Source organism: Novosphingobium kalidii, assembly GCF_040534015.1.
Lineage (GTDB): Bacteria > Pseudomonadota > Alphaproteobacteria > Sphingomonadales > Sphingomonadaceae > Novosphingobium > Novosphingobium kalidii.
The window spans coordinates 245,217-268,491 of the sequence record NZ_JBEWLY010000023.1; the positions used below are offsets into that span (position 1 = coordinate 245,217).

Below are 23,275 nucleotides of genomic sequence, written 5' to 3' on the forward strand. Positions count from 1 at the left end.
GCCGCTTGCCGATGGCCTCCCTATAGGACACTCAAACCGCGCAACAGGAAGCTGCCATGAAGTTCTTCGTCGACACCGCCGACACTAAGGAAATCGCCGACCTAGCCGAAACCGGCCTTCTCGACGGCGTCACCACCAATCCTTCGCTGATCGCGAAGTCCGGGCGTGACTTCATGGAAGTCACCAAGGAAATCTGCGGCCTTGTTGAAGGTCCCGTCAGCGCCGAAGTGGTCGCGCTCGACCATGCCGAGATGATGCGTGAAGCTGAAGTGCTGCGCAAGATCGCCGACAACGTCTGCATTAAGGTGCCGCTCACCGTCGATGGCCTCAAGACCTGCAAGAAGCTGACCGGCGACGGCACCATGGTCAACGTCACGCTGTGTTTCTCTGCGAACCAGGCGCTGCTTGCGGCAAAGGCGGGCGCCAGCTTCATCTCGCCGTTCGTCGGTCGCCATGACGACAACGGCTTCGATGGCCTCGACCTGATCCGCGATATTCGCCTGGTCTACGATAACTATGCCTTCGAAACGGAAATCCTCGCCGCCTCGATCCGCCACCCCATCCACGTTCTGGAATGCGCCAAGATCGGCGCCGACGTGATGACGGCGCCCCCGGCGGTGATCCGCGCGTTGTTCAAGCACGTGCTCACCGACAAGGGCATCGAAGGCTTCCTGGCAGACTGGGCCAAGACGGGGCAGTCGATCTGAGCAGACAGGCGCAGCCGGCACTCCCTTGCAGCCCGCTCTCGAAGCTGGCGCAAGGGGACGCAGGACAACACTTGCTGCGACCATGCGTAGGCGTCTAGCGTTCCCTGAATATGTCCGACGAAACCCCTGCAGACCGCTTCAAGTCCGTCCTCGCTGGCGCCAGCCGCGCCATCGCGCACGAACCTGAGGTTGAGGTGAACTGGACCGCCGAGGCGCCCAGTTCCTCCGGCAACACCTTTCGCGTGCCGATGCCTGGCCGTTCGCTGCCGCGCGCCGCTGCTATGCAGGCTCGGGGCTTTGCCGATAGCTTCTCGCTGAAGCTGCGCCACCACGACGAGCGCCTGCACCAGCGCAATGCTCCGGCAGAGCCTGCTGCACGCGCGTGCTACGATGCGGTCGAGCTGGTGCGCTATGAGGCGCTGGGTTCGAACCGATTCGCGGGCATGCGCGACAATCTGGATGCCGCGCTCGGCGTGCGGATGGGCGCCGATCCCATCACTCGCGCAGCCAGTGCCGACGAAGTGCCTGTGCAAGCCGCCCTTGCGCTTCTGCTGCGTGAGCGGCTGACCGGGCAGCCCATCCCTGAGGCTGCCCAAGGCGGCGTCGATATGTTGCGCCAGTGGATCCAGGACCGCGCAGGCGGCGACTTCGAAGCGCTCGCTGAGTCGCTGGACGACCAGAAGGCGTTTCAGTCGCTTTCGCTCGACATGCTCCAGCATCTCGAGCTTACGCGTACCGAGCAGCTCCCGCAGGAGCCGGACGACGCCGACGACATGGACGGCGACGAGGAGACCGAGGAAGAGCAGACCGGTGACGACAAGGGCGAGGAGCAGCAGCCCAGCGAAGTCGCTGCCGAGCCGTCCGATGGGCAGGACGACGGCGAAAGCGAAGCCGAGGGCGAATCCTCCGACGACATGCAAGAAGGCCAGGAAGGCGACGAGGGCGAGGAGGGCATGCTCCCGGTCCGTCAGAACCGCCCCTGGACTGACATCCCGGAGACCTTCGACTACCAGGTGTTCACCGAGTCCTTCGACGAGGTGACCGCCGCCCACGACTTGTGCGATGAGGAGGAACTGACCCGCCTTCGCGCTTATCTCGACGCGCAGTTGAAGGGTCTGCAGGGCATCGTCACGAGGCTGGCAAATCGGCTGCAGCGCCGGTTGATGGCGCAGCAGAACCGGTCGTGGGACTTCGATCAGGAAGAGGGCATGCTGGACGCCGCGCGGCTCGCGCGCGTGGTCGTCTCGCCCGGACAGTCGCTTTCCTACAAGATCGAGCGCGACGTTGAGTTCAAGGACACGGTGGTGACCCTGCTCATCGACAACTCCGGCTCGATGCGCGGACGTCCGATCTCGATTGCAGCCATCAGCGCGGATGTCCTTGCTCGAACGCTGGAGCGCTGCGGCGTGAAGGTCGAGATCCTCGGCTTCACCACGCGCGCATGGAAGGGTGGGCAGAGCCGCGAAGCCTGGCTCGCCAGCGGGAAGCCGCAGCACCCGGGCCGGCTCAACGATCTGCGCCATATCGTCTACAAGAAGGCCGACGAGCCTTGGCGGCGAGCTCGCAAGAACCTGGGCCTGATGATGCGCGAAGGTCTCCTCAAGGAGAACATTGACGGGGAGGCGCTGCTGTGGGCGCATACGCGCCTGCTCGCCCGCCCGGAGGACCGCCGCATCCTGATGGTCATCTCGGACGGCGCGCCGGTCGACGACTCCACCCTGAGCGTGAACAGCGCCGGGTACCTCGAAGCCCACTTGCGTCGCGTGATCGAGTGGATCGAGCGCCAGTCGCCGGTGCAACTCGTTGCCATCGGCATCGGACACGACGTGACGCGTTACTACCGCCGCGCCGTCACGATCATGGACGTCGAGCAACTCGGCGGCACTATGATCGAGCAGCTCGCGGGATTGTTCGAGGAGGATTGATGGACGTTGCCGAAGCCGTAGCCACACGGCGCTCCATCCGGGCCTTCCGGGACACTCCGGTCGATCTGGAGACGATCCGCAGAGTGCTGGACCAGGCGCGGATGGCACCGTCCGGCTGCAACTTTCAGCCTTGGCGCGCGACAGTTCTGACCGGCGAGCCGCTTAAGGCGCTCCAGGCCAAGATGCTCGCCAGCGCGCCGCAGGACCCTATCGAGTACAGCTTTTCCGAGCCGAACGCCTCGCCCACGCATCTAGCTCGCCTGCAGAACCTGGGTGCTTGCATGTACGGCGCGATGCAAGTGGATCGCGCCGACAAGGAAGGCCGCGATGACTTCTCGCGGCAGAACATCGTCTCCTTCGGTGCGCCTGTGCTGCTGCTGTGCCACTTTGAGCGATTCATGGGCTCGCCGCAGTGGTCGGACGTGGGGATGTGGCTGCAGACGATCATGCTGCTCTTGCGCGGCGAGGGCCTCGACAGCTGTCCGCAGGAGTGGATGTCGCTCTACGCCCGCCTGATCAAGGCGGAGATCGGCGTGCCCGAAGAAGAGCAACTCCTGTTCTGTGGGATCGCCATCGGCCATCGCGATCCCGATGCACCCGTGAACAACTTCGAGCGTCCGCGTGTACCGCTTGGGGAGCAAGTTCGCTTCGCCGGCTGGGAGTGAGCGGCGCTTACCTCTGGGTGCCCTTCACCTTGCTGGCGGCGGGCGGGCAGGTCATGCGCAATGCCCTGCAGTCCGGTCTCACGAAGGAGATCGGCACTCTCGGCGCCACTCAAGTACGGTTCGTCTATGGCCTGCCGTTCGCTGCGACGTTCCTTGCGCTGTATATCGCCATATCGGGAGAGCGGCCGCCCGCCATGGAAGCGACCGCTCTGGGCTGGGTCCTGCTCGGCGCGGCCAGCCAGATTGGCGCGACTGCCCTGATGCTGGAAGTCATGGCGCGTCGCGACTTCGGCGTTGCTTATGCCTACATCAAGACGGAACCGGTGACGGTTGCGCTGCTTGGACTGGTGCTGATCGGCGACAGGTTGCCGCCGCTGGGATGGGCGGCGGTGGTCCTGGTGACGGTAGGCGTGGTGCTGTCCTCGTTGCGGCCCGGCGATGGCATGGCGAGGCTGACGGAAGTGCGCTCGGTCCTCGTCGGTATTGCCAGCGGTGGACTGTTCGGGCTGTCGGCCATCGCCTTTCGAGCCGGCATTGAAGGCTTGCCGGAAGGCTCGTTCATGATGCGAAGCCTGCTGATGCTGGTCATTTCGCTGGCGATGCAATCGGTGATGCTGCTTGCCTGGTTTGCCCTGCGAGGCGCAGCGCCGCTGACCGCCTCGCTGCGCCATTGGCGGATGAGCACTGCCGCAGGAGCGCTGGGAGCGTTCGCCTCGGCCGGATGGTTCGTCGCCTTCTCGCTGACCCCGGCTGCGAACGTGCGGACATTGGGACTGATCGAAATGCCGATCGTTGCGCTCGTCACGCGACGGGTTTCGGGCAAGTGGCTGTCACCGCGAGAGGCGACTGGGTTCGCGATCATCACTGTCGGCGTCGCGCTGCTGCTGCTTGCCTACGCTTGACTGCGGAGGGGGGCAGCGTAAGTCCGCCCTCCATGACCGACTTGCGCCTTTACAACAGCCTGACCCGCAGCCTCGAAGAGTTCACGCCGGTTCATCCGGGTGAGGCACGGGTCTATACCTGCGGGCCCACGGTCTACAATTATCCCCACATCGGCAACATGCGCGCCTATGTCTTTGCAGACGTGCTGGGCCGGGCGCTGAGCTTCAACGGATACAAGCTCACCCACGTCATCAACATCACCGATGTCGGCCACCTCACGGACGATGCCGACGCCGGAGAGGACAAGATGGAGAAGATGGCGCGCCAGCAGGCGCAGTCCATCTGGGAGATCGCAAAGCACTACACGGAGGCCTACTGGGCCGACATCCGCGCGCTGAACATCCGCGAGCCCGCGAAGTGGTCGATCGCAACTGACTACGTTCCACAGATGATCGAGTTCGCGACGAGCATCGCCAACAAGCACTGCTACGAATTGGAGAGTGGCCTCTACTTCGATGTCTCCACCGTGTCCGACTACGGCCGCCTGGCCCGCGCCGTCACGGAGGAGGGGGAGGGCCGTATCGAGGCGGTGGAGGGCAAGCGCAACGCCGCCGACTTCGCGATCTGGCGCAAGACGCCCACCGGTGAGAAGCGGCAGATGGAATGGGACTCGCCCTGGGGCCGCGGTGCGCCGGGCTGGCACCTTGAATGCTCCGTCATGTCAGGTGACTTGCTGGGCTTCCCCTTCGACATTCACACCGGCGGCATCGATCATCGCGAGATCCACCACCCCAACGAGATCGCGCAGAACCAGGCCTTCTGCTGCACCAACGGTCTCGATGTGCCCGCCAATTCCGGCGCGCGCGTGTGGATGCACAACAACTTTCTCGTCGAGCGGTCGGGCAAGATGAGCAAGTCGAGCGGGGAGTTCCTTCGCCTCCAGCTTCTCATTGACAGGGGCTATCACCCGCTGGCCTATCGCCTGATGTGCCTCCAGGCCCATTATCGCAGCGAGCTTGAGTTCTCCTGGGAGAACCTGGGTGCGGCCCTCACGCGGCTCAAGCGCATGATCATGGCGGCCGAGCGCCTTCGCGACGTGGCGCCGGCCGAGCAGGCCCATCCCAAGCTGGCGCCAATGCTGGACACCTTTGCTGCCGCCCTGGCGGACGACCTGAACACGCCGGTCGCGCTGACGGCGCTTGAAGACGTGCTGGCGGCCAAGAAGGTTGATGCTGGCGCCAAGCGCGCCGTCGTCGAGCGGATGGATGCCGTCCTTGGGCTTGATCTGTTCGGCAAGACCCGCGTCGACATGCGGCTCCGTCCGAAAGCAGCGGACATCACCGAGAGCGAGATCGAAGCGGCTCTGGAGCGGCGCAAGGCTGCACGGGCCGAGAAGGACTTCGCGACTTCCGATGCCTTGCGCGACGAGCTTGCCGGGCGCGGGGTCGAGGTGATGGACGGCGATCCGCTGGGGTGGGAATGGAAGCTCGGCTGAGCTGGACAGGAGCAAGCGCATGACGGTAGCCGTGCTGACATCGCTGGCTCGTCCGTTTCTCGGGGATCGCCTCCCGCGTGGAATCGAGCCGGTGTGGTTCGAAACTCCTGAAGACCTACTTGCGCATGCGGCCGACGCCGAGATCGGTTGGTTCGATGCATTCGGGTCGGCTGCCATGCCAGAAGCCGTGCGGCAGGCCGGCAAGCTGCGCTGGCTGACCACGGTGGCGGCGGGTATCAATCACTTGCCGCTGGACCTGCTGGCCGCGCGTGGAACCACGCTGACCAATGGCGCCGGTCTGCACGCCGGCACGATCGCGGAGTATGCGCTGCTGGGTATGCTGACGATCGCTAAGGGGTATCGCGAGGTGATGCGGGCGCAGGATCGGCGCGATTGGCTGCAGACGCCGCCGGGCAAGGGCGAACTCGCGGGAACTTCAGCGTTGATCGTCGGCGCAGGGGCGATCGGCGGCCGCATTGCGCATCTGCTGCGCGCCTTCGATGTGGCCGTGACGGAAGTCCGTCGCAGTCCGGGACCGGACACGCTGCGCCCCGATGAATGGCAAGCCCGTCTCGGCGATTTCGACTGGATCATCGTCGCCGTGCCTTCCACGCCTGAGACTCACGCCTTGTTCGGCCCGGAGACGTTCGCGGCGATGAAGGAAGGCGCGGTCATCCTGAACTTTGCGCGCGGCGAAGTGATTGAAACCGATGCTCTCCTTGCTGCGATCGACAGCGGCCGTCTGGGCGGCGCCTTCCTTGACGTGACCGATCCCGAGCCGTTGCCACCGGACCATCCCCTGTGGAGCCGTGAGAACGTCCACATTTCCATGCATCTTTCCGGACGGTCGCAGGACACGATCTTCCAAAAAGCAGCCGAGCGCTTCCTCGCGAACTGTTCGCGTTTCCTTCGGGGTGAGCCGCTGGAACACGTCGTCGATCTTCGCGCAGGCTACTGAGCGGTTCTCGTCAATGATCGTCGAGAACCAGCAGTTCAGCCTCGAGCAACAGGCGGGGCGAGGGCAGGACGCTGTGCGCCGCGCTGGAAATGGTTGCGTCCGCGACGAGACTACCGCGGAGGGTGAACTCATGATCAGGCAGCGCAGCGATAAACGCTTCGCCTTGCGCCACGGCGGAAACGCCCTCAAACGCGAGAACCACCGTATGCCGCGCGCCACTGAACGTCGCGCTCGACCAAGGGCGTTCGGAATGGCGCAGAAACTGCGCTTCGGGACCGGCCAAGGCCAGGACCTCGCGTAGGAGGCCGAGCCAAGGGCCTCGCGCGCCGCCTTTGCGGAGTGCTTCGATCATCGCGCAATGGCGAGCGGGTTCAACGAGCATGGTTTTCCTCCTGATATGTGTTCATGAAATGCTCCACTCGTCGCTCCATCGTGGGACGTGGCGTGCGCCCATTGCGCAAGTCTGCCACCAGTCGCGGATCACCAGCGGCGAGGCGACCGAACCTGGTCCAGGGCATGCCTGTGGTTCGCAGAAAACGCTCTATGCGGCGCAACAGCATGACATCCCTCGCCTAAGTAAGACTCGATTTCAGTTCCCTGTTTGTTCCAAGAGAAATCCTACTTGTCTAGGAAATTTATTTGATTTATCTTCCGGCTATGGAGATGGACCCTTCGCGCCACCGCTTGCTCGCTTTATCTGAGGAACGGCATGTGAGCCTCGCCCGATTGTCCCGGATGATCGGCAAGAATGCCAGTTATCTGCAGCAGTTCGTGCGCAAGGGCAGTCCTCGCAAACTGGAGGAGAACGATCGCGCGATCCTCGCGCGGTTCTTCGGGGTGGCAGAAACGGAGCTGGGTGCGCATCAGGAAAAATATGGCGCATTTCCTTCGCCGTCTGGTGATGTGACCTGGGTGGAGATTCCGCGCCTTCCTCTTCAGGCTTCCGCCGGACCCGGGGCCGATGTCAGCGGAGAGGATGCGATCGGCAGCTTCCGTTTCTCGCAGCGCTGGCTGCGCGATCAGGGACTGCAGCCCCATTGGCTTTCGGCCATTGCCGTGCGGGGCGACTCGATGGAACCGACGCTGCGTGACGGCGATGAGATCCTGGTGGATCGCAATCGCCGGAGCTTGCGCGACGGCATTCACGTCGTCCGACTCGATGGCGCGCTGCTGGTCAAGCGGCTCGATACCAGCCGTCCGGATCGCATTGCGCTGCTCAGTGACAATACAGCCTATCCGCCGATCGAATGTGCGCCCGACCAGCTCGACCTGATCGGCCGCGTCGTGTGGAAGAGCGGCCGCCTGTGACTGGGTTGGGCCGGTGACTGGCTCAATGCGTTAAGGGCAGGGGGTCTGCGGCTTGCATTCATCGGATGCGCCAGCCATTTCCGCAGGCATGAACGAGACCTCTCAGACTTCGCAGGAGCCGCCGATGCGCGTGGCAATCCTGCCCGTCACGCCGCTGCAGCAGAACTGTACGCTGATCTGGTGCACCAAGACGATGCGCGGTGCGTTCGTGGATCCCGGCGGGGACCTTGACATGCTTAAGGCCGCGCTCGCCAAGTCTGGAGTAACACTCGAGAAAGTGCTCGTTACGCACGGCCACCTAGACCACTGCGGCATGGCGGGTGAACTGGCCAAAGAGCTCGGTGTGCCGATCGAGGGCCCTCAAGAGGAAGACCGGTTCTGGATCGCTCAGCTTGACGAAGACGGCCCCCGGTGGAACATGGAGGCGCACAGCTTCGAGCCGGATCGGTGGCTGGAAAACGGGGATCAGGTCGCCCTGGGCGACCTCACGCTCGACGTCTATCACTGCCCCGGTCACACTCCTGGTCATGTCGTGTTCCACCATGCGCCCTCACGCTTCGCGATTGTCGGAGACGTGTTGTTCCAAGGCTCGATCGGCCGCACGGACTTCCCGCGCGGCGATCTCCAGACGCTCGTGACATCCATCACTGGCCGGCTCTGGCCGCTCGGCGACGAGACTACTTTCGTCCCGGGGCACGGCCCAATCAGCACATTCGGGGACGAGCGGCGTTCCAATCCCTTTGTTGGGGACGCGGCACTGGCATGATCGAGAGGGCTCCTTCAGGCCAGGCTAAGCCTCAGGGCAGCTAAGGTTCAGCTCAGCCTGCGTCACATCAGTTGCAGCCCGATCAGAACCGCGACTACTGCCAGTCCGATCTCCGTCAGCAGGGTGACCACCATTCCTCCGGCTCGGAAAAGATTGGAGCCTGCGCGGTCCATGCCAAAGCCATGCGACACGCGCGCGAGCATGAAGAGCGACCCAACGACTGCGAGCCAGCTGTCTCCCTTGCCAGTCAGTTCGATCGAGGCGACGAGAATGAGGAACAGCGGAGCATGTTCGATGAAGTTCGACTGCGCGCGCATGCGCTGCAGCAGGAGGGTGTTGCCGCCGTCTCCGTGGATCACTCGCTCAGCCATCCGGACGCGCACCACTCTGACGAAAAGCCAGAGATTGATAAAGACGGCTGCCGCGGCCAGAGTTAACGTCGTTTGCAGGATCATGCTCGTCTTTGCCCCGTCGTGGAATGTGAGGTGTGGAGCATGCGGCAATCGACTACGGCTTGCAACTCGCGCCAGATCCGGTATAGGGCCGCCTTCGCAAGCCGCCAGCCCTTGTTGGTCTCGGCGGCTTTTTAACAGCAACGCAAGTTTTCAGGAACAGGTGCCGAAATGGCTGTCCCTAAAAGAAAAGTATCCCCCTCACGCCGGGGCATGCGCCGCAGCCATGACGCGCTCACGGTTGATGCATTCAGCGAATGCAAGAACTGTGGCGAGTTGAAGCGCCCGCACCATCTTTGCACCGCTTGTGGCCACTACAATGGCCGTGAAATCGTCGCGGTCGAAGCTTAAGTCCTAGCGCTCTGAAGTCTGGAGACTACCGATGAGCTTGCCGCGTATCGCCGTTGACGCGATGGGCGGCGACGAGGGCGTGCGCGTGATGGTTGAAGGCGCGGCACTCGCGCGCCGCCGTCACGAGCGTTTCAAGTTTCTGCTGGTGGGTGACGAGACGCGGATCAAGGCCGCGCTCGAAAGCCACCCGAACTTGCGCGCCTCTTCGGAGATCCTCCACACGCAAGACGTCATCAGTGGCGAGGACAAGCCTAGCCAGGCACTGCGCCGGGCCAAGACGACCTCGATGGGCATGGCGATCCACGCGGTGAAGGCGGGAGACGCCGGAGCCGCGGTCAGCGGGGGCAACACCGGCGCGTTGATGGCGATTGCCAAGCTGACGCTGCGGACGATGCCCGGTATCGACCGTCCCGCTCTCGCGGCACTGCTTCCCACGTTGGGCGATAACGACGTGGTCATGCTCGACCTCGGCGCCAATACCGAGTGCGACACTCGCAACCTCGTGCAGTTCGCAATCATGGGCGCCGCTTACTCGAGGGTTGTCACCGGTCGTGACGCGCCCCGTGTGCGTTTGCTCAACATTGGTACCGAAGACACGAAAGGCACAGAGGAACTGCGTGATGCGGCCAACGTGCTGAAGTCCGTCTCGGGAGACCTATCGATGTCATTCGATGGCTTCACGGAGGCGGACAAGGTCTGCCGCGGAGATGTCGACGTGGTGGTCACTGATGGTTTCTCCGGAAACGTTGCTCTCAAGGCTATTGAGGGCACCGCGCGTTTCGTGGGCGACCTTCTGCGCCGCAGCTTCTCCAGCTCCCTGCGATCCAAGATCGGCTTCCTGGTTTCACGGCCAGCGACAGAGCTGCTGAAGCATCATCTTGATCCGAACAACCACAACGGCGCCGTATTCCTTGGGCTTAACGGCATTGTCGTGAAGAGCCATGGCAGCGCCAACGCTGCTGGTGTCGCAAATGCGGTGGCGGTCACAGCCCGCCTGCTGGAGGAAAATGTGACCGAACGGATCACTGCGGACCTTGCTCGCGTGGGCGCTGACTCCCTGCGTGTGATGCGCGGTCAAGAGGAAAGCGCCTGATGCGCCGTTCCGTCGTCATTGGCACTGGCTCGGCGTTGCCTCGCACTGTCGTCAGCAATGCTGAACTTGCAGCAAGGGTCGAAACCACCGACGAATGGATCGTCGAGCGCACCGGCATCCGCCAGCGCTATATTGCCGAGAGCGACGAGACGACGGCGAGCCTGGCGACCGAAGCGGCCCGAAAGGCGATCGCCGCAGCGGGCCTGGAGCCGAAGGACATAGACCTTATCGTTCTGGCCACGGCCACGCCGGACCAGACTTTCCCTGCCACCGCGACGACGGTTCAGCACAATCTGGGCTGCCACGGCGGGATTGCTTTCGACGTGGCGGCAGTCTGCTCCGGTTTCCTTTACGCGCTGGGCGTCGCCGACTCGATGCTCCGCACGGGCATGGGCAAGCGCGCTCTGGTGATCGGCTCTGAGACGTTTAGTCGCATTCTGGATTGGGAAGACCGCACGACATGCGTTCTGTTCGGAGATGGGGCTGGCGCCATCCTGCTAGAGTCGCGTGAAGAAGAAGGCGATGCACCGCGTGGCGTGATTGCCACAAAGCTCCACGCCGACGGCAATCACAATCAGCTTCTCTACGTTGACGGCGGTGCCTCGACTACCGGCACTATCGGTAAGCTACGTATGAAGGGGCGCGAGGTGTTCCGCCACGCCGTCGTCAACCTTGCCGAGGTTCTGCGCGAGGTGCTCGATGATGCCGGCCTGACCACCAGCGATATCGACTGGCTCGTGCCGCATCAGGCAAATGCCCGCATCCTCGACGCCACAGCTCGGAAGCTTGCGATGCCGGTAGAGAAAGTGGTGGTCACCGTCGATCAGCACGCGAATACTTCAGCGGCCTCGGTTCCGCTCGCGTTGGATGCGGCCGTGCGTGATGGACGAATTCAGCCCGGCCACCTCGTCATGCTTGAGGCGATGGGCGGCGGTTTCACCTGGGGCGCCAGTCTCGTGAGAATGTAATCGCCGAAGGCCATTATCGTGACTATTCACATTTGTTGATTTTCACGGCGTATAAACCTAATGGGTGCCCTGGGGAATTTGCGGATAGAAGGTGGTTGATCGATGCGCTCTACGGAGACGCTGACGCGGGCGGCGATAGCAGAAGCCATTCACAAGAAGCTCGGCCTCTCGCGCGCCGAGTCGCTTGCGATGGTCGAATCGATCTTGGGCCACATGTGCGAGGCTCTTTCCGACGGTGAGAACGTGAAGATCTCGGGCTTCGGAACATTCCTTTTGCGAGATAAAGGGGAGCGCGTCGGGCGTAACCCAAAGACGGGCGTTGAAGTGCCCATCACACCTCGTAGAGTGATGACTTTCCGCGCCAGTCAGATGCTTAAGGATCGCATTGCAGGAGTCTGACGCGGGCAGCAGGAGGCGGAAGCATGTTGCCTGAATTCGACGACGGTAAGGCTCCCGGCGCGCTTCGCACGATCGGCGAAGTGGCGCGTGTTCTAGACATCCGCCAGCACGTTCTGCGGTATTGGGAAGAGCAGTTCCCCATGCTGCGCCCGATCAAGCGCAGCGGCGGGCGCCGATATTATCGTTCTGAAGACATCGCGCTAATCGCCGAAATCAACAGGCTCGTGCATCGCGAGGGCTTCACCTTGCGGGGAGCGCGGCAGGCGATGGAGGCAAGCGGGTCATTCGCGGCCAACGAGGCGTCGGTACAGACCAATTCCAGCAACCAAGCGGTGCCTAACTTTCAGGACGAGCTCCGATCCATCAGGGATGACCTGGCCGCAGCGCTTGCGCGCTCCTGAACACAACCTCGCGTTTACAGATCAATGAACGTTTCGGTGACTGCCCTTCAATCCTCGATTTGAGGCCCAAGCCGCGGGTCGAGATCACGAGGGCGCATTAAATGCAGCAAGCGAGCGCAACTATCGGTCAGATCTGACCAAGCCTCAATCTCGAGTTCGAGTACAGCAAAAGTGGCGGTAGGGAACTTCTCTTCCACAATATCGCGCAACGGGCTGCTACCGTCATCGGGCACCAGATCGAAAATGAGATCTTCCAGCCCCGGATTATGGCCCACCATCAAGATCGTTGGGGGATCGCCGTCCTGCTCTCGCAGAATGTCGGCCAGGGTCGGCGAACTGGCGAGGTAAATGCGTCGGTCCCAGTTGAGGGGTGGGCTTTCTCCCGCGGCTTGCGCGGCCAGCTCAATCGTCTGCGTGACCCGTACCGCAGGCGAGGCAAGAATACGCTTCCAGCGCATCCCGTAGTCGCGGATATGCAGACCCATTAGGCCCGCGCCCTTCCGCCCTCGGGCGTTGAGCGGCCGGTCAAAGTCGCGCAGGCGCGCGTCGTTCCAGTCCGACTTGGCATGGCGAAATAGACCGAGAGTCTTCATGCAGGAGGCAAGGCAGCTTGTTCGTTCATTGCCCGCTCCTGACCATGCGAAGCCACCCGTTGCAAGGCCTCCTCCAAGCTAGCGCGGCGGATCGGCGTGCCGGCGGGGAATGCTGACAGCAGCCTGGAGGGAAAGGCCGGCGACAGCACGACGAAGTGGCCACTGTCGTCCTTGCTGCGGATCAGCCGCCCGAACGCTTGCGCCAGCCGGGCGCGGATGATGCCGTCGTCATAGGCGGCGGCACCTCCTTTCTCGGTAGCAGCAGCGAGCCTGCGTGCTCGATGAAGGATCGTAGGGCGCGGCCATGGCACTTGTTCCATCACCACGAGTCGCAGAGAGCGGCCGGGAACGTCCACGCCGTCGCGCAGGGCGTCTGTCCCGAGCAGCGAAGCTGCGGGATCATCGCGGAAAATGTCGACCAGAGTGCCGGTATCGATGGGATCAACATGCTGCGCGTAGAGCGGCAAGCCGCCTCGGGCCAGTCGATCCGCTATCCGCCCGTGCACCGCGCGTAGCCGCCGGATTGCGGTGAAAAGGCCCAGCACGCCGCCGCCTGATGCTTCGATCAAACGCCCGTAAGCACCTGAAAGGGCAGGGATGTCGCCGCGCGGCACGTCGGTAACGATCAACACCTCTGCCTGTCCCGCGTAGTCGAACGGACTTTCATGCTGGGACATCTGCGGCGTGATGCCGATGTGCGGCGCACCGCTGCGCGATACGGCAAGGCGCCAATCCTCGTCCTCGCATCCGGTGCGGTCAGCCAACGTGGCAGACGTCATCACCACGCCATGCGCCGGCTCCAGTACCGTGCGTGCAAAGGGCTTCATCGGATCCAACCAGCGACGGTGGATGCCAATGTCAAACTCGCGAGCCTCGCTGCGGTCGATCGCAAGCCAGTCCACGAACTCGGGATCGGCGGGCCCGCCAAGGCGTTCGAGCAGGGCTTCCCAGCCTGCGAGCAAGTCCACTCGCCAACTCAGCGAGTGACGTGCGCCTTCGATGCGCTGACGTCCCTGGCCGTCGAGCCAGTCTGGCGGCTCCTCCAGCATCGCTTCGAGTCGCGTGCCGATGCGGATAAGCGGCTGGCGCAGTTCGGCAATCGCGGCGCGGGCAGATTGCGCCAGTTGCACGAACGGGCCTTCCAGGCCGGCAGCTTCGGTCTCGAGCCCGTAGCCGGCTTCAGTGCCGCCGCTCTCATCGCGGGCGTACACAGTGGCGCGGACGGCTGCGAGCAACTCTTCCAGCGGTCCGTGTGGGGTGCCTTCAACCAGGCGCTGAAGCCACCCGTCCGAAGGGAGGGCTTCGGCGGCGGCAACTGCAGCGCTGATCGCGCGGCCCCCTGCCTCGTCGTAGCTCGCAACATCTGCAAGTCGTGCAGAAAGCCCGCGCCGCCGGCCACGCGAGGTTTTCTCAGGTCCGATCACCCAACGCCGCAATTCGATTGTCTCAGCGCCGGTCAGAGCAGCGGCGAACGTGGAATCGGCCGCATCGAATACATGGTGCCCTTCGTCGAACACGATCCGCGTCGGGCGCGCGGCATGATCCCGGCCGCGGGCAGCGTTCACCATTACCAGAGCATGGTTGCCGATGACGAGGTCTGCACCGGCGCTCGCCCGTGAGGAGCGTTCGATGAAGCATTTCCGGTAATGAGGACAGCCAGCATAGACGCACTCGCCTCGCCGATCAGTGAGGGCTGTTATTCCACGCTGGCGGAAGAGCGTACCTAGCCAACCCGGCAAGTCTCCGCCGATCATGTCTCCATCTTGTGTATAGGCCGCCCAGCGTGCGACGAGATGGGCCAGGATGGCGGCTCGGCCAGCGAAGCCGCCTTGCAGCGCATCCTCCAGGTTAAGCAGACACAAGTAGTTCTCGCGCCCTTTGCGTACGACCACGGGTTGCGAGCCGTCGGCGCGCCGTTCGGGCCAGGCACGGCGGCTCTCTTGCCGGAGCTGGCGCTGAAGTGCCTTCGTGAACGTGGAAACCCATACGGTCCCGCCCGAAAGCTCGCTCCAAAGGGAGGCCGGTGCCAGATAGCCGAGCGTCTTGCCAATTCCCGTCCCCGCCTGTGCCAGCAGCAAGTGCGGCTCGCCTGGCTTGCGGCGGGGGGAGAACGCGCCCGCAGCCCGCATGGCGTAGTCACGCTGGCTGGTGCGCTGTTCAGCGCTTGCGCCGGTCAGTCGTTGCAGCCGTGTGAGGGTCTCTGCCTCATCTATGGTGACTTGCTTTGGCTGGGGCTGCTCGCCTGCATCGTCCCACTCAGGCAACTTGGCGAAAAGCCAGCGCTCCGCGTGCTCGGGACGAGCAATTCGGTTGGTGAGGGGCGCCGCCCACGTCCATCGCAGGCGCGTGAGGGACTGCAGAGCGCTCCAGGCTCCCTCGCGCTCCGCCCACTCCGGAGTCGCACAGGTTGCCAGAAGCGTCCCCGCCGCTTCCTGCAGCAGGCGTGGCACCTGAGCGTCGTCCCCAGGCTCTTCAAGACCCAGAGCATAAGCGAGCCCCTTGGCCGTGGGCACCACGAAGCGAGCCGGATGCACGAAAGCAAACAGTTCCAGCACGTCGAGCCCGGATAAGTCCGGGTAGCCCAGCCGCGTGGCTACAAGAGGTGCATTGAGGATGAGATGGGGAGTGTCGGCAACGGCCGTCACTGCCTCGCCCTTACCAACGGTCCGGGTAGTCCCGGCTGCATCGCGCAACCAGGATCCGGCATGACTCGCATGAAACGCGGGGAGGGCAAGTACGTCCATGAGCTACCACGATGGGGAGCGTGGAACGAAAAGTAAACAAGCGAGGCTCCGCATAATGCTATGCGGAGCCTCCTCCGGTTAGACGGGCCCGGTCTCGTGTTCGCCGGCCTCGCTTGGCTTGACGGGCTGCCCGGTAAACATCTTGAACTTCCCTTTCAGCGAAAGATCAGAGATCCAGACCTCGGAATCCCGGATGTCAAAGCGCAGCATCAGAACGTTGGGATCGTTCTTTCCATTGGGAAACCAGCTTTCCACAACCGTATTCCACTGCTTCTCGCGCACAGATGGATCGGTCTCCGGGACCAGCACGCCCTTCAAGGACGCGAAAACATCATGTCCCTTGGTCGCCACATGGCCGGTGGCTGCGCCACCTTGAGCGATGCGATTGTCGCGGGCCAGGAAGAACCAGATCGCGTGATGGGCGTCCTTGTCGAGCTGCGCTGTCATTGGCTCGGAGTGTTCGTTGGAGCCGTCCAGCTTCATCATGATGAATGGACTGTCGTCAAAGGCTTTCCAGAACGTCTCGCGGGTGTCGTGGTCCATGATTCTTCCTCCTCGCGGCATATTGCCTGGTTCGAGGGAATCAACGCGGGGGGCTTGCCCGCGTTCCCTGTTCTTAAGGGCAGAGTGCATGTCGTCAGCTGAGCTAGGTATGCTGCACCGCGCGGCGCAGGTCCTCCACAAGGGCGGAGAACGCATTCTCTGCAGCGTCTCGATCAGGCAACCGCAGGATGTATGAGGGGTGCCATGTGACGATGCCCGCTCCATGCGGGAGGCTAAGAGGCGAGCCGCGCATCTTGCCGATCGTGCCAGGCTTTCCTGTCACTCCCCGCACGGCGGTAGCGCCGAGCATCACCGTCGCGCGAGGGCGGGCCAGGTTCATCTCCTGATCGAGCCACCAGCGACACGCCTCGATTTCCGATGCGTCGGGCTTCTGGTGCAACCGCCGTTTTCCGCGCATCACATACTTGAAGTGCTTGACCGCATTCGTGAGGTACACGTCTCCACGCTCGATCCCGGCTTCACCCAGCGCACGGTCGAGCACGCCCCCGGCGGGACCGACAAAGGGGCGGTGCACCTTATCTTCCTCGTCCCCGGGTTGCTCGCCGACAATCATCAGTCGGGCGCTGGCCGGGCCTTCTCCGAAAACGCAGCCATTGGTCCCTTTCCACAAGGGGCAGCGGCGGCAACCCTGGGCTTCTTCGGCAAGAGCACGCAAGGTCGTCGCGCGCGCGGCGGAGGGGACGTGCTGTGCGACCATGTGGGCCTCTCTAGCTTGGGCTCCCGCGATCAGCGGTGCGATGAGTTGTGCCTCTGGCATGTTTTTCCAGTACTTGCGGGGCATCTCACGTGTCATCGCCCCCACCTTCAGCCGAGCCGGGTTGAAGATCGCGGCGTAATAGGCCTTCCACATGTCCTCCAGCGCGTCTTCGCGCGGGGCCATGGAGCGATCTGCGCCGGGCCCTTCGCGAAGCGTCTGGCCATCCCAATGGATGGTGATTTCTGGGGTGAGAATCGACCACGACATGTTGGCGAAGCGCCGCAAGAAGAACCCGGCATTTGCGCGAACAATGTGGTGCTCTGGTTCGAACCAGGCCACGAAGCGCTTCGTGTCTTCGCCTTCCTCCACTTCGCGAAAGCGTAAAAAGGCCTGCATCTTATGGATATCTCGGCGCACGGCTTTCGCCATCAGCTCAACCCGCCGCACAAGTGGATCCGCGTGGTCTGCAAGCAGCCCCGGATGCTCCGTGATCTGCCAAAGCAGCTTGTAAATTAAGGCAAACCGCTCTGGATCGGAATGCAGCAGCGCGCTCTGCGCCAAGTCCGGGAAGCTGCGGGCAACTCGCAACTCCAACTGGGGCGACGGAGGAAGCCCGCTGTCGCCATCTGCGAACAGGTCATCGGCGCTTTCGCCCACGTGCCAGACGATGCGGTCGGGCTCTACGCGGGCAGCGAGGAAACGACGCGCTGCGTCGCGCCAGCCTTCCCAGTCATCCTCGCTCTCCAGCCGGACGACGCGCGCCGGCGGGGCGCGCATCGTGTCTTGCGAGTGAAGGCTATTCGCGTTCGTCACCCGGCTTTTCTTCTTCCGCTATCTGAAGCTCTTTCGGCTTGCGATCTTCGAAGACGCGGGCCAACCGGTTCTCGGCTTCGTCACTCAGCGTCTTCGCGGCTTCTGGGAACATCTCCTCTTCCTCTTCATCGATGTGATGAAGATAGCGGTGGCGCATTTCCTTGAACTTGGTGAGCCATTCTTCAGAAGTCACATCGAGCTGAAGAAGCTCGCCAAGGTAATCATCGACTTCCTTGTGCTCTGAAACCGAGTGTCGTGCCTCGTCGCGCAGGTCTGGGCAAGCAAGCATGGTCGCATACAAGGATTCCTCTTCTGCTGCGGCGTGCGCCTGCAATTCCTTACGCAGTTCTTCGAACAACTTCGGACGCTCGTCACCTTTGCTCGAGGTATCACCAAGCTGTTCCAGCATTTCGCGGTGCCGATTATGATCGGCTTTCAGATCCTGAAAAATTTGTGCGTCTGCCATAGTCGATCTCCTTCTTGCAGAGGAAAACCGGCAGCTCTCAGCAGGGTTGCTGTCGCGAACGATTCTCAGGCCGCAAACAGTTCAAGCTGCTTTTCTCGCGGGGCCAAGATGCGCCGCAGGTCAGCGCGATCGGTGAGAGCCGTTGGCCGCCAATCGGCAGCGATAATGAACGGGCGGACCTTGGATATCGACTGCGTCAGTCGCGCAACGTCATCGAGCCGCAGTTTACGAAGCCGTCTTGCCGTCAGGATCGTCTTCACAGCTTTCACGCCGAGCCCCGGCACGCGGAGCAGCCGCTCCTTTTCGGCGCGGTTCACATCGACGGGAAATACATCGCGAAACTTCAGCGCCCACGCCAGCTTGGGATCGATCTCGAGGTCGAGCATCCCGTTGTCGGCCGCATCGCGAATATCATTCGGCTGATATCCATAGAACCGCATCAGCCAATCGGACTGATAGAGCCGGTGCTCGCGCAGCAATGGCGGACGTTGCAGAGGCAGCACCGCGCTGGCATCGGGGATTGGCGAGAATGCCGAATAGTAGACGCGGCGCATCCCGTATCCGCGGTAGAGCGACGCCGCCCGGTCTACGATCTGCACATCGGTGGCAGCGTCTGCACCGACGATCATCTGCGTTGACTGTCCAGCAGGAGCGAAAATCGGAGCCGATTTGAAGCGGCGAGTTGCATCCTTCGCTTCTGTGATCAACGCGCTCATATCCGCCATGGCACCGGTAATCCGCTGTTCTGATTTGTCCGGAGCGAGACGAGTCAACGCATTGGTGGTCGGAAGCTCGATGTTGATGGAAACCCGGTCAGCCCAGAGGCCGGCCTGCGCAACGATTTCGGGATCGGCATCCGGAATGGTCTTTAGGTGAATGTACCCTTGGAAGCCGTGTTCCTCCCGCAGGGTTCGGGCCACTTCTACCAGCTGCTCCATGGTATGGTCGGGGCTACGGATTATACCGGAGGAGAGGAACAGCCCTTCGATGTAGTTTCGCCGGTAAAACCCGAGTGTAAGATCAACTACCTCCGCCACGGTAAACGCTGCCCGTCTGACGGACGAGCTCTTCCGATTGATGCAATAGTGGCAATCAAACTGGCAATAGTTCGTCAGCAATATCTTTAGCAGCGAAATGCAGCGTCCGTCGGGTGCGTAGGCGTGGCATATGCCCATGCCCTCGGTCGAGCCGATCCCACCTTTGCGGCTGTCGCGCTTGGCTGTGCCTGAGGAGGCGCATGACGCATCGTATTTGGCGGCGTCCGCGAGGACTTCCAGCTTCTCCTTGAGCGTCAGTTTGGCCATAATGTTCGATATATGTTCTCAGATGGAGCCCTGCCAGTGCCCTTTGGTGCAGGCCGGCAATAGGCGTACGCAAACTTTGCTGCATCTGGTGCGTTGACGGCAAACCATTGATGAGAAAGCCAAACAGGAATGGCCAAGCTGCGCTTCGTCCATGACAGCGAACCTGGAATTACACGGCGCAAGATGCGCGGCGGTAAGTGGGGATACTTTTCGCCTGAAGGCGAGCGCATCAGGAACCGGGACGAGATTGATCGGCTGAACCGCATCGCTCTTCCTCCCGCTTATGAGAACTGCTGGTTCTGCCCTGAACCGGATGGCCACCTCCTCGCGATCGGATATGACGCGAAGGGTCGTAAGCAGTACCGCTATCATCCGGACTGGCGCGAAGAGCGCGAGGCGATGAAGTTCGAGTTGTGTCCCCAGTTCGGAAGAGGTCTCTCGGAGTTGCGCAAGCGCGTGGCGATGGACTTGGCCTCACGCAAGCTGTCGCGAGAGCGGGCGATCGCTTCCGTGATCGCTCTGCTGGACACCGGTGCGATCCGCATTGGCAACGAGCGGTACGCCAAAGCAAACAAGAGCTTTGGGGCAACGACGCTGCGCAACCGCCACGCAAAAATCGACCGCGGCCATCTGCGACTTCGTTTTCGCGGCAAGTCCGGAAAGCTGCACGAAATCGACTGTGAGGACCCGAAGCTCGTGCGATGCGTGCGGAAGATGCAGGATCTGCCTGGACAGCACCTGTTTCAGTATCTGGATGAAGAGGGTGTGCCTACGCCCGTCCACAGCCACGACGTGAATGACTACCTTCATGAAACGATGGGGGATGCTTTCACCGCCAAGCACTTCCGAACATGGGCGGCGAGTGCCTTCGCCTTTAGGAGGCTTTCGGAAGATCCGCAGATTTCGCTCAAGGAGCTTATGAAGGAAGTTTCCGAAAAGCTTGGTAACACGCCTGCTATCGCCCGAAAGTCCTACGTGCATCCAGCGGTGGTTGCCGTGGCCAAGGGCGGCGAAGATGCGCGGGCGCTCCCGAAGTTCTTGCCGCGCCGCACGCAGTGGCTCGCCCGTGAGGAACGGGGGCTGATCGACTTTCTCGACACGTTCTCCCTCGCGGCTGTCGCTGCTTAGCGCGCGCCGCGCGAAGGATCACTGCACGGTGGGTTTAGGGGTCAAGCGCGCGATCGCTGCCCGAATGTCGCGCTCTGTGTAGGGCTTGGTGATCACTGGCACGCCTTCGAAGCGGCTGGTAGTGAAGGAACGGTCGCCATAACCACTCGCGAAGATGAACGGCACACCGCGACCGTAGAGAAGGTCAGCTACCTCCTCGCTGGTCTCCTTGCCCAGGTTCACGTCCAGCATCGCGAAGCTGATGTCCTTGCTCTCGACAAGTGCGCGTGCCGCTCTCACCGAACCGACGATCTCACAATCATTGAAGCCCAAGTCGCGCAGGACGTCTTCCGCTTCCATCGCGATGATCACATTATCCTCGACGATTAGCGCGGTTGCGGAAAACAGCTCGGGTGCACTGTCACGTACGACGGAGATTGTGGTGAGTACCTCATGGGAAGACGGCATGGGCGTATCGTACGCGGCAATGTGCTCACCGGGAATGAGGAAGGTCGCGCGAAGCCCATCCGCAGGATAATCGACCGCCGCGGCACCACCCAACTCGTGCGGGATCGTGCGTTCGATGATTGTAGACCCAAATCCTCGACGCGTCGGCGTTTTTACCGGAGGACCGCCACTTTCGCGCCAATGGATTTCGAGTGATTGGTCATCGCCACTGCTGACCGTAATGGCGATCGAGCCTCGAGAGTCTGAAAGCGCACCATACTTGCACGAGTTCGTCATCATCTCGTGAACGACCAGCGCCAGGGTTGTGAATGCTCCGGGAGCAATCATGGCGTCCGGACCATCGATGGTGACCCGATCTGCGCTCTCGCTGGCGTAGGCGTCGGTCTCAGTGCGAATGAGTTTGTACAGCGACGAGGGTGACCAGTCCGTCTGCGTGACCTGGTCGTGCGCGCGAGCCAGAGCGTGAATGCGGCTGCCGATGATCTCAGCGAAGTGGTCAATTGTCTCGGCGCCCTCCTTGGACTGCGAGACCAGGCCACGGATAAGGTTCAAAATGTTGCGTACGCGGTGGTTGAGCTCCGCGATCAGCATGTCCTGCTGCTTGTTAGCCTGCTCCCGCTCGATATTTGCAGCGTCTGCCAGGCGCAGCACCACCTCCAGCAGAGTGATGCGCAGGGATTCAGCCGCCGATATCTCGTCCCCCGTCCACGGCTTACAAAAGCCCCGCCGCTCTTCCTTCCAGAGATCAAAGCTTTTGCGGGGCGTCAAGCGCGGCCCGTTAGGCCCCAGATCGATCGTCTTCTCCGGATTGCCCGCCCAGTAGACCTCGCGGTGCTGTTCACGACGAAACAACACGATGTAGTCGCGTGGTGATCGTGAGACCGGTAAAGCGAGGAGCCCCGCCGCCACGTCGCTGTAGTGCTGGGCGGGCTCATACACGGTCGAGAGGTTTTCGGTCGACCAGACAGTGCTCGCGCCGGCCGTGTTCAGGAACCTGGCAAGACCCTCGAACTGCGCCTGCGTCGGCGTGGAGCCACGAGCCATGAATTGGCCGTCAACCCATCCCACAATACCGTCGAATGCAATGACTTTGCCGATAGAGTCTGCGAAGTCCTCGAAGGCGGTGAGCAGCGAATCGCCGCCCGCTACCCGCGCCATGATCTCGTCATGAAGACGCATCGACTGGCCGCGCTTTTCGTAGGAGTAGTCGCTCTCGCGCTGATCCAGCAGGTACGAGAAAAACTCGCCGAAGAGTTCAGCGGCTGTGCGGACAGAATAGGATAAACGCAGGGGCGAGTAGTGATGACAGGCCATCAGCCCCCACAGCTTGCCCCGTCGCATGATCGACACCGACATGGACGCCTTCACGCCCATGTTGCGCAAGTACTCGATATGGATTGGCGAAACTGCGCGCAGTCCGCTCATGGACAGGTCGAGCGGCTCTCCTTGCGGACTTGTGGCGGGGACGACTGGAACCGTGGGATCATCGATGTCGGTAATGATGCGTAGAATGTTGCGGGAATAGAGCCGCCGCGCCTGCGCGGGAATGTCCGAGGCCGGGAAGTGCAGGCCGTAGAAGCTGTCGACACTGCCATTGAGGCTTTCCGCGATAACCTCGCCTGCGCCGGATGGCTCAAACCTGTAGATCATTACTCGATCGAAGCCGGTGAGGGCCCGCAAATGCCGGGCAGCGCTTGTGCAGAGTTGTTCAATGGTGCTGCACGTGCGCAAACGGTCGATCATCGGCCGCACGTACCCTACGTAGTCGCGACGGCGCCCCGTTTCGCTGGGCTCGATTTCCAACACAAACGAGCGCCCCGACGCGTGAAGCGCGATGTCGAAACAGTGCCCGTCGTCGAGCAACTCGATCGAGAATATCCGCTCAACCGAGTCCCCGGCGCCCAGAATCTGCAAACGGGTTCGAATGTCATGCAAGGCGCTGGGTGCAATGAAGTCCGTCGCAGCCCGGCCGATCATGTCAATGGCATCAAGTCCGAAGATCTCGGCGCAGTTCACCGAGACGTGATTGATGATCCAGTCACTGGAGAATGACAGGAGCCATCCGAAGCTCTGGATCCGCCCAATGATATGAATCGGCTCGAGATCGCAGGTGGAAAGATCAACCTGCTGCGGTGAATAGGTCATGTCG

At 62.3% G+C, this 23,275-nt stretch carries 24 protein-coding genes; 14 read left to right on the forward strand and 10 right to left on the reverse strand.

Features of this window, described 5'->3' with window-relative positions:
• The first annotated feature begins 56 nt into the window (after window positions 1–56).
• The 6 genes from fsa to ABVV53_RS15020 all read left to right on the forward strand — a co-directional run bounded on the left by fsa (window position 57) and on the right by ABVV53_RS15020 (window position 6,632).
• A complete protein-coding gene (gene fsa, locus ABVV53_RS14995) occupies window positions 57–707 on the forward strand; it encodes a fructose-6-phosphate aldolase (protein WP_353985241.1) in 651 nt (216 codons plus the stop codon).
• A 110-nt stretch (window positions 708–817) separates the two neighbouring features.
• Complete coding sequence (gene cobT / locus ABVV53_RS15000) at window positions 818–2,632, forward strand: cobaltochelatase subunit CobT (RefSeq protein ID WP_353985242.1); 1,815 nt, start codon at window positions 818–820, stop codon at window positions 2,630–2,632.
• Complete coding sequence (locus ABVV53_RS15005) at window positions 2,632–3,297, forward strand: nitroreductase (protein WP_353985243.1); 666 nt, start codon at window positions 2,632–2,634, stop codon at window positions 3,295–3,297. Before cobT ends, ABVV53_RS15005 begins: the two co-directional genes overlap by 1 nt.
• Window positions 3,294–4,199 (forward strand): EamA family transporter, encoded by a 906-nt coding sequence (locus ABVV53_RS15010; RefSeq protein WP_353985244.1) that lies wholly within the window; start codon window positions 3,294–3,296, stop codon window positions 4,197–4,199. Before ABVV53_RS15005 ends, ABVV53_RS15010 begins: the two co-directional genes overlap by 4 nt.
• A 32-nt stretch (window positions 4,200–4,231) precedes the next feature.
• Entirely contained in the window at window positions 4,232–5,674 is a 1,443-nt protein-coding gene (cysS, locus tag ABVV53_RS15015) for a cysteine--tRNA ligase (protein WP_353985245.1), read from the forward strand.
• Window positions 5,675–5,693: 19 nt separating this feature from the next.
• Window positions 5,694–6,632 (forward strand): D-2-hydroxyacid dehydrogenase, encoded by a 939-nt coding sequence (locus ABVV53_RS15020; RefSeq protein WP_353985246.1) that lies wholly within the window; start codon window positions 5,694–5,696, stop codon window positions 6,630–6,632.
• A gap of 10 nt (window positions 6,633–6,642) precedes the next feature.
• On the opposite strand, the gene ABVV53_RS15025 is transcribed toward ABVV53_RS15020, so the two are convergent.
• Complete coding sequence (locus tag ABVV53_RS15025; protein WP_353985247.1) at window positions 6,643–7,014, reverse strand: hypothetical protein; 372 nt, start codon at window positions 7,012–7,014, stop codon at window positions 6,643–6,645.
• Entirely contained in the window at window positions 7,004–7,192 is a 189-nt protein-coding gene (locus tag ABVV53_RS15030; protein WP_353985248.1) for a hypothetical protein, read from the reverse strand. Before ABVV53_RS15030 ends, ABVV53_RS15025 begins: the two co-directional genes overlap by 11 nt.
• Before the next feature lie 97 nt (window positions 7,193–7,289).
• Here ABVV53_RS15030 and ABVV53_RS15035 point away from each other — a divergent pair, with 97 nt between their 5' ends.
• Complete coding sequence (locus ABVV53_RS15035; RefSeq protein ID WP_419956784.1) at window positions 7,290–7,940, forward strand: S24 family peptidase; 651 nt, start codon at window positions 7,290–7,292, stop codon at window positions 7,938–7,940.
• A gap of 88 nt (window positions 7,941–8,028) precedes the next feature.
• Window positions 8,029–8,706, forward strand: a complete 678-nt coding sequence (locus tag ABVV53_RS15040; RefSeq protein WP_353985250.1) for an MBL fold metallo-hydrolase — start codon at window positions 8,029–8,031, stop codon at window positions 8,704–8,706.
• Window positions 8,707–8,768: 62 nt separating this feature from the next.
• Here ABVV53_RS15040 and ABVV53_RS15045 read toward each other — a convergent pair whose 3' ends face one another.
• A complete protein-coding gene (locus ABVV53_RS15045) occupies window positions 8,769–9,161 on the reverse strand; it encodes an MAPEG family protein (RefSeq protein WP_353985251.1) in 393 nt (130 codons plus the stop codon).
• Between the two features lie 168 nt (window positions 9,162–9,329).
• On the opposite strand from ABVV53_RS15045, the gene rpmF reads away from it, so the two are divergent.
• From rpmF to ABVV53_RS15070, 5 genes are all read left to right on the forward strand, one after another.
• On the forward strand, window positions 9,330–9,509 hold the full coding sequence (rpmF, locus tag ABVV53_RS15050) for a 50S ribosomal protein L32 (protein WP_353985252.1): 180 nt from the start codon (window positions 9,330–9,332) through the stop codon (window positions 9,507–9,509).
• A gap of 31 nt (window positions 9,510–9,540) precedes the next feature.
• Window positions 9,541–10,602 carry a phosphate acyltransferase PlsX gene (plsX, locus tag ABVV53_RS15055; RefSeq protein ID WP_353985253.1) on the forward strand — a complete coding sequence of 354 codons (1,062 nt, stop codon included), beginning with the start codon at window positions 9,541–9,543 and terminating at the stop codon, window positions 10,600–10,602.
• Window positions 10,602–11,570: a beta-ketoacyl-ACP synthase III gene (locus ABVV53_RS15060; RefSeq protein ID WP_353985254.1), complete on the forward strand. Its 969-nt coding sequence runs from the start codon at window positions 10,602–10,604 to the stop codon at window positions 11,568–11,570. The genes plsX and ABVV53_RS15060 overlap by 1 nt, the downstream gene beginning before the upstream one ends.
• A 102-nt stretch (window positions 11,571–11,672) precedes the next feature.
• The gene (locus tag ABVV53_RS15065) at window positions 11,673–11,969 is read left to right on the forward strand and encodes an integration host factor subunit alpha (protein WP_353985255.1); all 297 of its coding nucleotides are present in this window, start codon (window positions 11,673–11,675) and stop codon (window positions 11,967–11,969) included.
• 23 nt (window positions 11,970–11,992) lie between these two features.
• Complete coding sequence (locus ABVV53_RS15070) at window positions 11,993–12,370, forward strand: MerR family transcriptional regulator (RefSeq protein WP_353985256.1); 378 nt, start codon at window positions 11,993–11,995, stop codon at window positions 12,368–12,370.
• 47 nt (window positions 12,371–12,417) lie between these two features.
• Here the strand turns inward: ABVV53_RS15070 and ABVV53_RS15075 are convergent, their stop codons facing one another.
• From ABVV53_RS15075 to ABVV53_RS15100, 6 genes are all read right to left on the reverse strand, one after another.
• Window positions 12,418–12,963, reverse strand: coding sequence for a SixA phosphatase family protein (locus tag ABVV53_RS15075; protein WP_353985257.1), 546 nt, complete (start codon window positions 12,961–12,963; stop codon window positions 12,418–12,420).
• A complete protein-coding gene (locus ABVV53_RS15080) occupies window positions 12,960–15,707 on the reverse strand; it encodes an ATP-dependent DNA helicase (protein ID WP_353985258.1) in 2,748 nt (915 codons plus the stop codon). Before ABVV53_RS15080 ends, ABVV53_RS15075 begins: the two co-directional genes overlap by 4 nt.
• 78 nt (window positions 15,708–15,785) lie before the next feature.
• Window positions 15,786–16,250, reverse strand: coding sequence for a pyridoxamine 5'-phosphate oxidase family protein (locus tag ABVV53_RS15085; protein ID WP_353985259.1), 465 nt, complete (start codon window positions 16,248–16,250; stop codon window positions 15,786–15,788).
• Window positions 16,251–16,353: 103 nt separating this feature from the next.
• Window positions 16,354–17,745, reverse strand: a complete 1,392-nt coding sequence (locus ABVV53_RS15090; protein WP_353985308.1) for a UdgX family uracil-DNA binding protein — start codon at window positions 17,743–17,745, stop codon at window positions 16,354–16,356.
• Window positions 17,746–17,764: 19 nt separating this feature from the next.
• Window positions 17,765–18,247, reverse strand: a complete 483-nt coding sequence (locus ABVV53_RS15095) for a hemerythrin domain-containing protein (protein ID WP_353985260.1) — start codon at window positions 18,245–18,247, stop codon at window positions 17,765–17,767.
• Window positions 18,248–18,312: 65 nt separating this feature from the next.
• Window positions 18,313–19,551 carry a putative DNA modification/repair radical SAM protein gene (locus ABVV53_RS15100; RefSeq protein ID WP_353985261.1) on the reverse strand — a complete coding sequence of 413 codons (1,239 nt, stop codon included), beginning with the start codon at window positions 19,549–19,551 and terminating at the stop codon, window positions 18,313–18,315.
• A gap of 129 nt (window positions 19,552–19,680) precedes the next feature.
• On the opposite strand from ABVV53_RS15100, the gene ABVV53_RS15105 reads away from it, so the two are divergent.
• On the forward strand, window positions 19,681–20,679 hold the full coding sequence (locus tag ABVV53_RS15105; protein ID WP_353985262.1) for a DNA topoisomerase IB: 999 nt from the start codon (window positions 19,681–19,683) through the stop codon (window positions 20,677–20,679).
• 18 nt (window positions 20,680–20,697) lie between these two features.
• Here the strand turns inward: ABVV53_RS15105 and ABVV53_RS15110 are convergent, their stop codons facing one another.
• Window positions 20,698–23,271, reverse strand: a complete 2,574-nt coding sequence (locus ABVV53_RS15110; protein ID WP_353985263.1) for an HWE histidine kinase domain-containing protein — start codon at window positions 23,269–23,271, stop codon at window positions 20,698–20,700.
• Between the last annotated feature and the right edge of the window lie 4 nt (window positions 23,272–23,275).

Coding starts and splice junctions, on each gene's coding strand:
- ABVV53_RS15040 (WP_353985250.1), top strand. CDS start 8,029: ATGAACGAGACCTCTCAGACTTCGCAGGAGCCGCCGATGCGCGTGGCA.
- ABVV53_RS15030 (WP_353985248.1), bottom strand. CDS start 7,192: ATGCTGTTGCGCCGCATAGAGCGTTTTCTGCGAACCACAGGCATGCCC.
- rpmF (WP_353985252.1), top strand. CDS start 9,330: ATGGCTGTCCCTAAAAGAAAAGTATCCCCCTCACGCCGGGGCATGCGC.
- ABVV53_RS15035 (WP_419956784.1), top strand. CDS start 7,290: ATGGAGATGGACCCTTCGCGCCACCGCTTGCTCGCTTTATCTGAGGAA.
- ABVV53_RS15070 (WP_353985256.1), top strand. CDS start 11,993: ATGTTGCCTGAATTCGACGACGGTAAGGCTCCCGGCGCGCTTCGCACG.
- ABVV53_RS15060 (WP_353985254.1), top strand. CDS start 10,602: ATGCGCCGTTCCGTCGTCATTGGCACTGGCTCGGCGTTGCCTCGCACT.
- cobT (WP_353985242.1), top strand. CDS start 818: ATGTCCGACGAAACCCCTGCAGACCGCTTCAAGTCCGTCCTCGCTGGC.
- plsX (WP_353985253.1), top strand. CDS start 9,541: ATGAGCTTGCCGCGTATCGCCGTTGACGCGATGGGCGGCGACGAGGGC.
- ABVV53_RS15025 (WP_353985247.1), bottom strand. CDS start 7,014: ATGCTCGTTGAACCCGCTCGCCATTGCGCGATGATCGAAGCACTCCGC.
- ABVV53_RS15110 (WP_353985263.1), bottom strand. CDS start 23,271: ATGACCTATTCACCGCAGCAGGTTGATCTTTCCACCTGCGATCTCGAG.
- ABVV53_RS15065 (WP_353985255.1), top strand. CDS start 11,673: ATGCGCTCTACGGAGACGCTGACGCGGGCGGCGATAGCAGAAGCCATT.
- ABVV53_RS15080 (WP_353985258.1), bottom strand. CDS start 15,707: ATGGACGTACTTGCCCTCCCCGCGTTTCATGCGAGTCATGCCGGATCC.
- ABVV53_RS15105 (WP_353985262.1), top strand. CDS start 19,681: ATGGCCAAGCTGCGCTTCGTCCATGACAGCGAACCTGGAATTACACGG.
- cysS (WP_353985245.1), top strand. CDS start 4,232: ATGACCGACTTGCGCCTTTACAACAGCCTGACCCGCAGCCTCGAAGAG.
- ABVV53_RS15100 (WP_353985261.1), bottom strand. CDS start 19,551: ATGGCCAAACTGACGCTCAAGGAGAAGCTGGAAGTCCTCGCGGACGCC.
- ABVV53_RS15095 (WP_353985260.1), bottom strand. CDS start 18,247: ATGGCAGACGCACAAATTTTTCAGGATCTGAAAGCCGATCATAATCGG.
- fsa (WP_353985241.1), top strand. CDS start 57: ATGAAGTTCTTCGTCGACACCGCCGACACTAAGGAAATCGCCGACCTA.
- ABVV53_RS15020 (WP_353985246.1), top strand. CDS start 5,694: ATGACGGTAGCCGTGCTGACATCGCTGGCTCGTCCGTTTCTCGGGGAT.
- ABVV53_RS15075 (WP_353985257.1), bottom strand. CDS start 12,963: ATGAAGACTCTCGGTCTATTTCGCCATGCCAAGTCGGACTGGAACGAC.
- ABVV53_RS15005 (WP_353985243.1), top strand. CDS start 2,632: ATGGACGTTGCCGAAGCCGTAGCCACACGGCGCTCCATCCGGGCCTTC.
- ABVV53_RS15090 (WP_353985308.1), bottom strand. CDS start 17,745: ATGCGCGCCCCGCCGGCGCGCGTCGTCCGGCTGGAGAGCGAGGATGAC.
- ABVV53_RS15085 (WP_353985259.1), bottom strand. CDS start 16,250: ATGGACCACGACACCCGCGAGACGTTCTGGAAAGCCTTTGACGACAGT.
- ABVV53_RS15045 (WP_353985251.1), bottom strand. CDS start 9,161: ATGATCCTGCAAACGACGTTAACTCTGGCCGCGGCAGCCGTCTTTATC.